Below are 11967 nucleotides of genomic sequence, written 5' to 3'. Positions count from 1 at the left end.
ACAGTCCCCGGCATTCGCGCGGATGCCGGGTGATCTGTTTCCTTGAGAATCGCAGTTTTGTTGTCTGATTAAAAAACGGAGGTGGATTATGCCAAGAGGAGATGGAACCGGACCAATGGGCGCAGGCGCTGGAACAGGCCGCGGAATGGGCGGCGGAGGCGGTATGGGGATGGGCCAGGGACAAGGGCGCGGACGCATGGGCGGATTTGCAATGGGCCCCGGCGGCAACTGTGTCTGCCCAAGTTGCGGAAAAACAGCCCCGCATCAGCAGGGCACGCCTTGCACCCAGATGAAATGCCCGGCTTGCGGCGCGGTTATGACCCGCGCGCGATAAGGGGATATACCAGATGAAAATTGTAATTGCTTCCGGCAAGGGCGGAACGGGTAAAACGACTTTTGCGGTGAATCTTGCTTATGTGCTGGCTCAGCGCGGCGAGCGGGTCCGCCTGCTGGACTGCGATGTTGAAGAACCGAACGACCACCTTTTTATCAGGCCGGAACTTGCCGAGAGCCGCGATGTGACGGTTCTGAAACCGGCGCTGGACGCGAGTAAATGCGATGGTTGCGGCAAATGCGCGGAAGAGTGTAATTACAACGCGATCGCGGTCGTAAAAGGCAAGGTGCTGATTTTCAACGAGCTGTGTCATTCCTGCGGCGTTTGCGCTTATGTGTGTCCTCAAAAAGCTCTGACCGAGCGGCAAACGCCGATTGGCAAAATTATTACCGCGCCGCAAAATAAGCCTTTTTATTTTGCCTATGGCATGTTGAATATCGGGGAAGCGCTTGCCCCGAGCGTGGTCAATGCCGTAAAACAACATATTGATCTGAACGCAGTCAATATTCTGGATGCTTCTCCGGGAACGGCGTGTCCGGTTGTCAAGGCGTTGGAAGGTGCGGACGTTGCCGTTCTTGTTACCGAGCCCACCCCGTTCGGGCTCAACGACCTGAAACTGGCCGCGGCCATGACGTTGAAAATGGAAATCCCGACCGGCATCATAATCAATCGTTCCGACGGCCGGGATGAAATTATCAGTCAATATGCCGAATCAACCGGCATCCCGATCCTCGGCAGAATTCCATTCAAACGCGCATACGCGGAAACCTATTCAGCCGGACATATTCTGGTTGAACATCACCCGGAGTTGGATGAGAATCTGGCGTTGATTGGCGAAAACATCAAAAAATTAAAAGGCTCGCAAATTCCGCCGGAACCGCCGTTGGATGAATTGACCGTCGGCATTGAAAAAGCCGTTCCATTCGTTCCCGGCGCCGCTTCCGGTTACAAGGAAATGACCATTATCAGCGGCAAGGGCGGCACCGGCAAGACGACCCTAACCGCATCCTTTGCGGTATTGGCCAAACAAAGCGTGCTGGCGGATAATGACGTGGATGCGGCGGACCTGCATTTGCTTATTGTCCCTGAAATAATGGAAATTCATCCCTTTTCCGGCGGCTATAAGGCGGAAATTGAGGGCAACAAATGTATCGGTTGCGGCAAATGCGCTTCGGCCTGCCACTTTGATGCCATCCGTTTTGACGGGCCGGGCAATGATATTGTCGGGCAAACCTATCGCATTGATTCTTTTGCCTGCGAAGGATGCGGTTTTTGCCGGCTGGTGTGTCCCGTGAATGCGATCCGGTCGGAAAAAGCGGTTACAGGACAATGGTTTATTTCGGCGACAAGGCTCGGGCCTATGGTTCACGCCCGCCTGGGCGTTGCCGAGGAAAATTCCGGGCGCCTTGTCACTCAGGTGCGCAACCAGGCCGCAAAAATGGCCGACGAATTGCATTCTGACAGAATTATCGGCGACGGTCCGCCAGGGACCGGCTGCCCCGTGATTGCCTCGGTTTCGGGCACGGACCTGGCGCTGATTGTCACCGAACCCACGGTTTCCGGCGTGCACGACATGGAGCGCGTTTTGAAACTGACGGAACATTTCCGCGTGCCGGCTTTTGTGGTCATTAACAAAGCCGACCTTAACGCCGAGCAGGCGGATCATATTGTCCGGATAGCGGAACAATACAAATCGCGCGTGATCGGAAAGATACCATTTGACAGGAGCGTGAATGATGCTTTAATGGCCGGGAAGACGGTTGTGGAATACGGCCGGAGCGCCGCCGCGGAAACCATTCGCGGCATCTGGAAAGAAGTGGAGAGAGTTTTAATTAGCCACAAGACGCCACGGCCCTTCGGGTGAATTTTGTGCTTTTTGTGGCAACTTTGAATTTTCTATATTTTGGGAGAGATGGGAATGGGTGGTCTTATGGAAGATGTTTTTTTCGGGCGGATGAACGATCCGACCGGGTTCGGGACGATCAACGGACCGTGCGGCGACTCCATGGAATTTTACCTTTACATCCGCGACGGCGTGATTGAAGACGTGAAATATTACACCGATGGCTGCGGCAACACGCGTGTCTGCGGTTTGGCCGTTGCCCGGCGCGCTTATGGCAGAAAGATAACCGACGCCCTGTCAATCAGCGCCGGTGAAATCATCCGCTCCGGAGAATGCGAGCCGGAAGCCGGGCGCCATTGCGCGATTCTGGCCGTGAGCACGCTTTACCGCGCCGTTGCCGATTATTTGTTGAAACCTTGAGGTGTATGGGATGTGTTCAAGAGAAGCGTTGCCCCGCTTGCCGGCGGGTTTCGTTTCATTGAAAGCTTAAATATTTTTTGCCGCAAAACACAGAAAGTTTCAGAGGAGATTGCCATGATTCACAAGCCTTTTCAGGATATGATGATGCGCGCGCGGAACGAACGGCGGCGGCTGGTAATGCCCCTGATCGGGTTTCCAGGACTTAACCTGACCGGCTGTACCATAAAACTGGCCCAGCAGAATTACGGCGCGCATTTCCGGGTGATGCAGGCGATCGTGGAGGCCTTTCAACCGGACGCGGTTTTTCCCCTGATGGATCTGGCCGTTGAAGCCAATGGTCTGGGACGCTACACCGTTTTTCCCACAAGGGAATCGGCCACCGTGCTGAAAGATGAATTTTCATTGGATGACCTTGCTGTCTATGAAAAGATCAACATCTCTTTTGACACCCGCCTGCTGGGATATGTGGAAACGGTCAAATTGATGAGCATCGGCCTGCCAGTCTCCATTTTAAAAGGCGCTTATGTGACCGGCCCCTATTCCCTGGCCGCCCTGATCATGGGGGCCGACGAAGCCGCCCTGGCCACCATTTTGAGGCCCGATGATCTGGAAAAAGTCTGTCAGTTCACGACCAAGAAAATAAGGCAGTATGTGCAACTGCTGATCGCGGCCGGCGCACAGGTTATCTGTATTCTTGAGCCGAGCGCGGTCATGCTCGGGCCCGAGCATTTCCAGCGTTTTTCGGCCGATTATGTGAAACACATCATTGACAGCTGCCGCTACAGCGGGGTGGGCACGGTTTACCACACCTGCGGAAACACCATGCACCTTGTAAATAAAATGGCCGGGGCCGGCGTGGACGCCGTCAGTCTGGATTCGCCCGAGGCGGGCGTGGACCTGCCTGCCGTGGCAAGACGCCTGCCGCCGGAAGTTGTTGTTATGGGCAATATCAACCCGACCGGAGTTGTTTTGCGCGGAACTCCGGGTGAAGTTAAGGCGGAAGTAACGGACTTGCTGCGCCGGATGGATCCTTATCCCAATTTTGTTCTCAGCACGGGGTGCGATCTGCCCCTTGAAACCCCGCTTGAAAATATCCTGGCTTTCATGGAGGCCGGGCGCGGTTATCGGATCAATGGATAAAAATGGATCGTAAATTCAAATATTTATTCGGTCCGGTGCCTTCGCGCCGTCTGGGGCGTTCCCTCGGCGTGGACTTGGTTCCGTTCAAAACATGCACTTATGACTGTCTCTACTGTCAGCTCGGGCGGACCACCTGCAAGACAATTGAGCGGCGCGAATACGCGCCGGTTTCTGAAATCCTGGCCGAACTGAAACTTAAGTTGAAAATGGAAAATCCGCCGGACTATATCACGCTTTCCGGTTCCGGCGAGCCGACTTTGCATTCCGGCATTGACGCGCTCATTGCCGGAATAAAAAAAATAACCGCAATCCCGGTGGCCGTGCTGACCAATTCCTCTCTCCTGATGAACGCCGATGTGCGCAGTGCGCTCATGAAGGCCGATCTGGTGGTTCCCTCCCTGGATGCCGGGGATGAGGCCATGTTTCAGCGGGTTAATCGCCCGCATCCGGACATAACCTTTGAGGCCATGCTCTCCGGCCTGGAACAATTCTGCCGCGTTTACCGCGGGAAAACATGGCTGGAAATATTTTTATTGGGCGGACTGACGGCAACCGACGCGGAAGTCGCAAAAATAGTCAAATGCATTAAAAACATCGGTTTTACTCGTATCCAGTTGAATTCAGTCGCGCGGCCTCCGGCGGAAGATTATGCTTTGCCCGTTCCCCTGGCGCCGTTGGAGCGATATTGCGGCTTTTTCTCTCCGCGCGCTGAAATTGTTGCCGAGTATGCGCCGCCGCCCGCAATTGTTGCCGATGAGTCAAGCGCGCGGGATGTGCTGGCGTTATTGCGCCGCCGTCCGTGTTCATTGCAGGATGTGGCCGCGGGACTAGTCATTCATCCCGCGCTGGCCGCCAAGTATATTGAAAAACTTCTCAAACAGGGAGTTATTCAGCGCGTTAAAACAGGCGCGAAAGATTTTTACAAGGCGGTTTCAGCTGGTGAATAATCAATTATGGAGGTCATTATGCCGGTCCGGCCTGAAGTAATTCCATTTATCGGCGCGGTTATAATTCTGTTCGGACTGCTTGCGCTTGTTTTGCGGGCGCGCGGAAAGCCGGTCGGGCGTTTGGGGTGGTTTTGCCTGGCGCCCGCGCTGGTGTGCATTGCCTACCTGCTGTTCTTTTTCCGCGATCCGGAGCGTGTTGTCCCCAACTATCCCGCCGCGGTGGTGGCCGGGGCCGACGGCCGGGTAATGTCGGTTGTTACGTTAAAGGAAAATCAAATCTTGAAAACCGAATGCGTGCGCATCAGCATTTTCCTGAGCCTTTTTGACGTGCATGTCAACCGCGCTCCTATTGACGGGCAATCACGTTTCCTCGGCTACTTTCCGGGCAAGCGGCTCTTTACTTTCCAGGAAAAATCATCCGAGCTGAACCAGCACAACAAGATTCTGATTGAGGGAGAGCGGACGCGCTGTCTGGTGACCCAGATTGTGGGGCCGGTCTGCCGCCGGGTGGTCTACTGGCTGTCCCATGACAATGCGGCGGCCGTGGCGAAGGGGGAAAGGATCGGCATGATGAAGTTCGGCTCGCGTCTGGACATGTATTTTCCGGCGGGCGATGTTGAAGTCGTTTGCCGGCCCGGCGACATGGTCAGGGCGGGCGAAACGATCGTGGCGCGGCTTAAATCTTCTGAAAAAAGCCGGTAGTGTCTGAAACAAAAAAACACAATGATGATTCGCGAGATCATTCGAGAGCTCAAATCACACGCGCCTTTTACGGCGATGGGGACGGTCTCGGGCATTCTGATTATCGTGTTTATATCGGCGGCAAATGTGCCGCGCGGTGTTTCCGAAACTTTATTCTGGACCCTGCATCCCGTGCATGTGTTTTTGAGCGCGCTGGTTACCACGGCAATATATAAGCTCCATACATGCCCCCGGGTGGGAATCAGGTGCCTGACGGGGAAATGCAATTTATGGGTTTTAATCGTAATAGGCTACATTGGCTCGGTGGGCATCGCCACTTTGAGCGATTCTCTGATTCCTTACGCGGCAGAATTTCTGCTTGATATGCCCCGCAAGGGCATACATCTTGGATTTATTGAGAAATGGTGGCTGGTTAATCCGCTGGCCCTCCTGGGCATTGCAGTCGGTTGTGTCTGGCCGCGCACTCGTTTTCCCCATTTCGGCCATGTTTTTCTCAGTACCTGGGCTTCCGTGTTTCACATTGCCATGGCCATGAGTTCTCCGTTGACCTGGTTGACCGCGCTGGTTATTGCCCTGTTTTTATTCCTGGCCGTCTGGATTCCCTGCTGTGTGAGCGATATTGTCTTTCCGTTGTTGTTCGTGAACAAGCCAAAAAAAGAAGGAGGCATGCCAAATGAGCGCATTACCGCAAAAAGTTCTTGAGGCGTGGGCAAACCGCGATGTGCCCGTCATTCTGGCGACGGTCGGCAAGGACAACACGCCCAATATTATTTATGCGACCTGTGTGGGAATATTCGGCAATGATCGCCTGGTTGTAGCTGATAATTTTTTTAGCAAAACCCGTGCCAACATATTTGCCGGAAGCAAAGGCGCGATCCTGTTCCGCGATAAAAGCGGTACGGCTTACCAGGTCAAGGGGACCCTGGAATATCACAAGGAAGGCGAAATTTTTCAGCACATGAAATCATGGAACCCGCCCCGGCATCCCGGCCACGCCGCCGTGGCCTTGAAGGCGGAAGAAGTCTATTCCGGCGCCGAAAAAATTTCATAGTGAAACTTCGCATCACAACACTCGTTGAGGATACTGCCGGCGGACGCGGACTCCTGGCCGAGCACGGGCTTGCCTTCTGGATTGAACTGGGGGCGCGTAAAATTTTCTTTGACACGGGCCAGGGTCTGGTGTTGCCGTCAAACGCCTGCCAGTTGAATATTCTGCGGGAAGAAGCCGGTGATGTGATTATCAGTCATGGTCATTACGATCACACCGGCGGTTTGGGGGAAATCCTGCGGCTGGCGGGGAAAAGGCGGGTTTATATGCATCCCGCGGCCTTGATGCCGAAATATGCCCGGAACACGGACAATTCATCGCGCGCAATCGGTCTGCCGCCGCCGTTAAATGAGAAACAAATCCGCGTGCGGAGCGAGCTGGTTTTTACGGAAAAACCGGTGGAGATTGGCGAAGGGCTCTTCCTGACCGGCCCGGTGCCGAGACAAAACGATTTTGAGGACGTCGGCGGCCCGTATTTTACCGATCCGGCCTGCTTACAACCGGATGCTCTGGCGGACGATCAATCGGCTTTTATTGATACTCCGGACGGCACGGTTGTGATCCTGGGTTGCGCTCATGCCGGCGTGGTAAACACCCTGAATTATATCCGGGAATTAACCGGCCATCACCGTATTCACACCGTGCTTGGCGGAATGCATCTGCTCTCTGCCGGACCAAAGCGCATGGCCAGGACATTGGCGGAGTTTCGGCGACTTGACATCAAACGGCTGATTCCGTGCCATTGCACCGGTTTTGCGGCCACGGCGCAATTACGGCATGAATTCCGCGATAAATGCGCGCCATGTCCGGTTGGCACGGTTTTGGATTGGAGCCAATAATCCATGATGGAGGAAACAAATGAACGTGGTTGTGCTTGGTGCGAGTAATAAGCCCGCGCGTTACAGTTACCAGGCGGTCAAACTGCTGGCGGAAAAGGGCCACGCTGTTTTCCCCGTTCATCCGGCTGTTTCCGAAATAGACGGAATTCCGGTATTCAAACGTCTGGCAGATATTCCAGCCCCGATTCATACCATAACCGTCTATCTTTCTCCCGAACGTTCCGCGGCCCTGGCGGATGAAATCCTGACCGCTCGGTCCCGGCGCGTAATTTTCAATCCCGGCGCGGAAAATGCAGATCTCGCCCGACGGCTTCAGCAAACCGGTGTTGAAGCCCTGAACGCCTGCACGCTGGTTATGCTCAAGACCAATCAATTTGAATGAACCATGAAAACTGCGTTTGAATGTGTTCCCTGTTTTGTCCGCCAGGCCGCCGAAGCCCTGACGCTGTGCGTGCCGGATGTTTTGCGGCGCGAACGCCTTATGCGGCGTCTGCTCGGCGAAATCGCCAAGGCCGATTGGAACGTCATGCCGGTGACGATTACCCAGCGCATACAGCGCATTATTCGCTCGGAAACCGGAGAGCAGGATCCCTACCGCCCGATCAAGGAACGGATGAATCGTGTCGCTCTGGATTTACTGCCGGCTTTGATTTCTGCCGCGCGCCGCCAACCGGAACCGCGCGAGGCTTTCGTGCGTCTGGCCATTGCCGGCAACCTGTTGGATTCCGGCGCCAAAACCGGCATCACTTCGGATGAGTTGCCCGGGCATCTGGAGGATGTCTGGCACAAGCCATTGGCCGGCAGTGTGGCCGCGTTGTTCCGCGCGGCCGAGGAGGCGGGAAGCATTTTATACCTGGCGGACAATGCCGGCGAAATAATTTTTGACCGCTTCCTGTTGGAGGTTCTGCCCGCCGGAAAAATAACGGTTGCGGTCCGGGGAGCCCCGGTTCTTAACGATGCCACCATGGAAGACGCGGAGACGGCCGGTATCCCGAAAGTCGCTCCGGTGATTGCCAACGGCTCGGACGCGCCCGGCACCATTCTATCCGAGTGTTCGGAAAATTTCCGGTTGCTCTTTGACCGCGCCGATCTTGTTATTTCCAAGGGGCAGGGGAATTATGAAACGCTTTCGGATGTGTCCGAAAAAATATTTTTTCTACTGACCGTCAAGTGCCCGATTATTGCCGCTGATATCGGCGCGCCGGTCGGCAGTATGGTCGTCTACCGTCGGAATGGATAAGATGATTTTTAATATGACTTCCTCATCTCGCAGCCTGTTTGATTTCAGCCCGCTGGCGGCAAGATATGACGCCTGGTACCGCACTGCCGCCGGCCGCCGCCATGACGCGGCCCAGAAAAAAGCGGTGCTGGAACTGCTCCCGGCGGCTCGGACGGGCAAAAAAAAATTCCTGCTGGATGCCGGCTGCGGCACGGGACATTGGAGCGTTTTTTTTGCAAAACATGGATTTGAAGCAACCGGGGTTGACGTATCTCCGGAAATGATTTCCGCGGCGCGGGCGCGCCGCGCGCCTCATTGCCGTTTTGCCGTGGCGGATGTGATGCTCCTCCCGTTCCCGGATGGTGATTTTGACGCGGTCAGCGCCATGGCCGCGCTGGAATTTGTCCCGGATGCGCGCCGGGTCTGCGCCGAGATGTTTCGTTGCCTGAAATCAGGCGGCCGGTTGATAGTCGGAACCTTGAACCGCCTGGCCGGGCTCAATCGCCGGCGCATCGCCGACCGCTCCGAACCTTACCTTTCGGCGCGCATGTTTTCTCCAAAAGAATTACGCAAATTGCTCTCGCAGTTCGGCAGGGTGAATATCCGGTTGACGGCGGAACGGGGCGCTGGCGATGAATCGGGCGCATTTATAGTCGCCGCGGCGGTCAAATCATGAATATTCAGGCCGAGATAAGTTTATATCCGTTGCGAACCGCGCATGTCGGAGAGATTATTGCGCGGTTTACCAGGGAATTGCGCGCCAATGGTTTAAAACCCGAAACCGGCGCGATGAGCACAATGGCGCGCGGCGAATGCCACCTGGTGTTTGCCGCCGCAGAGCGGGCGTTTAATGCCTGCGGACGGGACGCGGATATCGTTTTGGTTTTAAAAACATCCAATGCCTGTCCATGGATACGCCATAAAAAAAAGAGAATAAAAAATGCGTAAAAAACAATATTGCTTGACTATCCAACCCCAGGGCCAATCGCTCTTTGTTCTGCCGGAAACGAAAGTGATTGAAGCGGTCGCCGGCATCGGCGTAACGATTGACACCCCCTGCGGCGGCGCGGGCACCTGCGGGAAATGCCGCATCCAGGTCGCCGAAGGAGTCGCGCCCCCCTCCGATGCGGATAAAAAGGTGTTCAGCGCCGATGAGATTCAAAACGGCTGGCGGTTGGCTTGCCAGACTTCCGTGCGCGGCGATATGACCATCCATGTCCCCTCTTCCTCCCTCTTTGCCGACCAGCACCAGATTCTGGAAACTTCCGCCGGCGAAAAAATTGACATTGCGCCCGCCATCCGCAAGGTTTTTGTGGAAATGCCCCTGCCGTCGCTGGATGACGAAACTCCCGATCTGCTGCGGCTTGAGCGGACGCTGGGGCAATTCAAGTGTGATGTAGAACTCCTGCGCAAATTGCCCGCTCTTTTGCGCGAGTGCGGTTTCAAGGGCACGGCCGTCCTTTCCGACCGATGGTTGATTGATTTTGAGGCGGACGACACCACTTCCCGGTCTTACGGCGTGGCGTTTGATGTCGGCACCACGACGTTGGTCGGGGACCTGATTGATCTGCGCACGGGTGAGGAAAAGGCGCTGACCTCGCGGATGAATCCGCAAATCCGTTTTGGGGACGATGTTCTTTCGCGCATCCGGCATTCAGCTTCATGCCCGGACTGTTTGGAGGATATCCGGGGCGTTTTAACGCATGAAATGGCGGCAATGATAGATGCCCTGTGCCGCGAAGCGGCGGTGGAACGGCGGCAAATTTACGAAGTTACCATTGCCGGAAACACCGTTATGCAGCAGATTCTTTGCGGGGTAAATTCGCGGTTTCTGGGTGAAGTGCCGTTTGTGCCGGCGCATGCGCGCGGGCTTTTATTGGCCGCCCGGCGTCTTGGCATACCGATCGCGCACTGCGGTATGGCCTACGTGTTCCCGATTGTCGGCGGGTTCGTCGGCGGCGACACCGCCGCGGGAATGTTGTCCGCAAAAATTATGGAGCGTGATTCTCCGGTCCTGTTCGTGGATATCGGCACCAACGGTGAAATTGTCCTGGTGCATGACGGCCGGATATGGGCCGCTTCCACGGCGGCCGGGCCGGCTTTTGAAGGCGCGCGCATTACCTGCGGCATGCGGGCCGCGCGGGGGGCCGTTGAAAAAATCGTGCTGAACGGCGATGTTCATCTGGGAACCATCGGCAATACCCCGCCCAGCGGCATCTGTGGCAGCGGTTTGATTGATCTGCTGGCCGAATTGCTGAACCATGGCATTGTTAATTCGGAAGGGCAGCTTCTGCCGCCGGATGAATTGCCGGCCGGTCTTTCCAGGGCCTTGGCCAAACGCGTGCGCGTGACCGCCGAGGGGGCAGTTGAATTCCTGGTGGCCAGCCGCAGCCGCGGCCAGGCCGAAGAACCGATTGTGCTGACCCAGCGGGACGTTCGCGAAGTTCAACTGGGCGCCGGCGCCATCCGCGCCGGCACTTCCATCCTGCTCAAAAAAGCGGGGTTGCGCCCCGGCGATATCCGTTCCGTCCTGCTGGCGGGAGGCTTCGGTAATTTTATCCGCCGCAATCATGCCCAGCGCATCGGTCTCTTGCCGGGCGGCATTGACCATGAAAAAATCGTGTACATCGGAAATGCCTCGCTCAGCGGGGCAAAATGGGCGCTTTTGAGCGTGGAGGCCAGGAAACGCGTTGAAACGCTTGCCCGGCAGACCGAGCATATTGATCTCTCGCGCGATCCTGATTTCCAAAGCGAATTCGCCGAGGCCATGATATTTCCAGGGGCAAACGAGTAAAAAAAGGAGAAATAAAAAATGCCCATCTACGAATACAAGTGCAAAAAATGCGGTAAAACATTTGAACATCTGGCCAGAAGTCTTTCCGAGCCAGCGCCCAAATGTCCGCAATGCGGCGCATCCCGGCCGGAAAAGCAGTTTTCCGCCTTCAGCGCCGGAACGGGCGGCGGCCGCAGCGATTCTTTCGCCTGCCCGGGCGGCGCCTGTCCGACCGGCGCGTGTCCGACGGGCACATGCCCGTCGGGCACCTGTCCGTTGGGATAAAATGAAAGGTCTGTTAAAAACTAGCGAGAAAGTTGATCAAATCAAAGGCGTAACATTTGAGGAAAGAGCGCGGCTGGTGTTGTTCAGCCTGGGAAAAAATCCGGATGAAATTCGCAAGGCATACCGCCGCCTTGCCAAACGCCACCATCCGGACATGTCCGGAGGCTGTTCGTTAAAATTCAAAGTTATCAATGAGGCCTATCTGCTTCTGGCAAAGGGGCAAATATCAAAACAACCATTGCTGGCTGATGACGAGCTTGTCATGGCAATCACGGGCCGGCGCGTGGCGTCTTTGCTCAACAGGCAGAAAGAATGGGAAAAATATGAGCGCTGGCACCGCCAGCGGTTCTACGACGGCTGGGAAGCGGTTTAACGGATAGTTTCAGAACATTGAACATTTAACTTTAAACATTTTCT

At 55.5% G+C, this 11967-nt stretch carries 15 protein-coding genes and 1 pseudogene; all 16 read left to right on the top strand.

The genetic code is table 11. The annotated features are described in order from the left end of the window. Positions 1–347 precede the first annotated feature (347 nt). The 16 genes and pseudogenes from PHP98_06465 (at position 348) to PHP98_06390 (ending at position 11923) form a co-directional block, all read left to right on the top strand. A pseudogene (locus PHP98_06465) lies at positions 348–1106 on the top strand (ATP-binding protein). A 183-nt stretch (positions 1107–1289) separates the two neighbouring features. Next, the gene (locus PHP98_06460) at positions 1290–2198 is read left to right on the top strand and encodes an ATP-binding protein (GenBank protein MDD5483278.1); all 909 of its coding nucleotides are present in this window, start codon (positions 1290–1292) and stop codon (positions 2196–2198) included. Positions 2199–2252: 54 nt separating this feature from the next. Then, positions 2253–2597, top strand: a complete 345-nt coding sequence (locus tag PHP98_06455; protein MDD5483277.1) for an iron-sulfur cluster assembly scaffold protein — start codon at positions 2253–2255, stop codon at positions 2595–2597. 114 nt (positions 2598–2711) lie between these two features. Next, on the top strand, positions 2712–3737 hold the full coding sequence (locus tag PHP98_06450; protein MDD5483276.1) for a uroporphyrinogen decarboxylase family protein: 1026 nt from the start codon (positions 2712–2714) through the stop codon (positions 3735–3737). A gap of 2 nt (positions 3738–3739) precedes the next feature. After that, entirely contained in the window at positions 3740–4684 is a 945-nt protein-coding gene (locus tag PHP98_06445) for a radical SAM protein (GenBank protein MDD5483275.1), read from the top strand. Positions 4685–4702: 18 nt separating this feature from the next. Further along, positions 4703–5386 (top strand): phosphatidylserine decarboxylase, encoded by a 684-nt coding sequence (locus PHP98_06440; GenBank protein ID MDD5483274.1) that lies wholly within the window; start codon positions 4703–4705, stop codon positions 5384–5386. Between the two features lie 24 nt (positions 5387–5410). After that, positions 5411–6088 (top strand): hypothetical protein, encoded by a 678-nt coding sequence (locus PHP98_06435; GenBank protein ID MDD5483273.1) that lies wholly within the window; start codon positions 5411–5413, stop codon positions 6086–6088. Continuing rightward, the gene (locus tag PHP98_06430) at positions 6060–6437 is read left to right on the top strand and encodes a pyridoxamine 5'-phosphate oxidase family protein (GenBank protein ID MDD5483272.1); all 378 of its coding nucleotides are present in this window, start codon (positions 6060–6062) and stop codon (positions 6435–6437) included. The genes PHP98_06435 and PHP98_06430 overlap by 29 nt, the downstream gene beginning before the upstream one ends. Then, positions 6437–7273: an MBL fold metallo-hydrolase gene (locus tag PHP98_06425; GenBank protein MDD5483271.1), complete on the top strand. Its 837-nt coding sequence runs from the start codon at positions 6437–6439 to the stop codon at positions 7271–7273. Before PHP98_06430 ends, PHP98_06425 begins: the two co-directional genes overlap by 1 nt. A 19-nt stretch (positions 7274–7292) precedes the next feature. Beyond that, positions 7293–7655 (top strand): CoA-binding protein, encoded by a 363-nt coding sequence (locus PHP98_06420; protein MDD5483270.1) that lies wholly within the window; start codon positions 7293–7295, stop codon positions 7653–7655. Between the two features lie 3 nt (positions 7656–7658). Next, positions 7659–8513: an ARMT1-like domain-containing protein gene (locus tag PHP98_06415; GenBank protein ID MDD5483269.1), complete on the top strand. Its 855-nt coding sequence runs from the start codon at positions 7659–7661 to the stop codon at positions 8511–8513. 1 nt (position 8514) lies between these two features. After that, positions 8515–9168: a class I SAM-dependent methyltransferase gene (locus tag PHP98_06410; GenBank protein ID MDD5483268.1), complete on the top strand. Its 654-nt coding sequence runs from the start codon at positions 8515–8517 to the stop codon at positions 9166–9168. Continuing rightward, positions 9165–9440 carry a YkoF family thiamine/hydroxymethylpyrimidine-binding protein gene (locus PHP98_06405; protein MDD5483267.1) on the top strand — a complete coding sequence of 92 codons (276 nt, stop codon included), beginning with the start codon at positions 9165–9167 and terminating at the stop codon, positions 9438–9440. Before PHP98_06410 ends, PHP98_06405 begins: the two co-directional genes overlap by 4 nt. Next, positions 9433–11286, top strand: a complete 1854-nt coding sequence (locus PHP98_06400; protein MDD5483266.1) for an ASKHA domain-containing protein — start codon at positions 9433–9435, stop codon at positions 11284–11286. Before PHP98_06405 ends, PHP98_06400 begins: the two co-directional genes overlap by 8 nt. Positions 11287–11304: 18 nt before the next feature. Continuing rightward, positions 11305–11550, top strand: coding sequence for a zinc ribbon domain-containing protein (locus PHP98_06395; protein ID MDD5483265.1), 246 nt, complete (start codon positions 11305–11307; stop codon positions 11548–11550). A gap of 1 nt (position 11551) precedes the next feature. Beyond that, entirely contained in the window at positions 11552–11923 is a 372-nt protein-coding gene (locus PHP98_06390; GenBank protein MDD5483264.1) for a DnaJ domain-containing protein, read from the top strand. Positions 11924–11967 lie beyond the last annotated feature (44 nt).

This window comes from Kiritimatiellia bacterium, from assembly GCA_028715905.1.
Taxonomy (GTDB): Bacteria; Verrucomicrobiota; Kiritimatiellia; order JAAZAB01; family JAAZAB01; genus JAQUQV01.
This window is presented reverse-complemented; position numbering and strand designations above follow the sequence as displayed.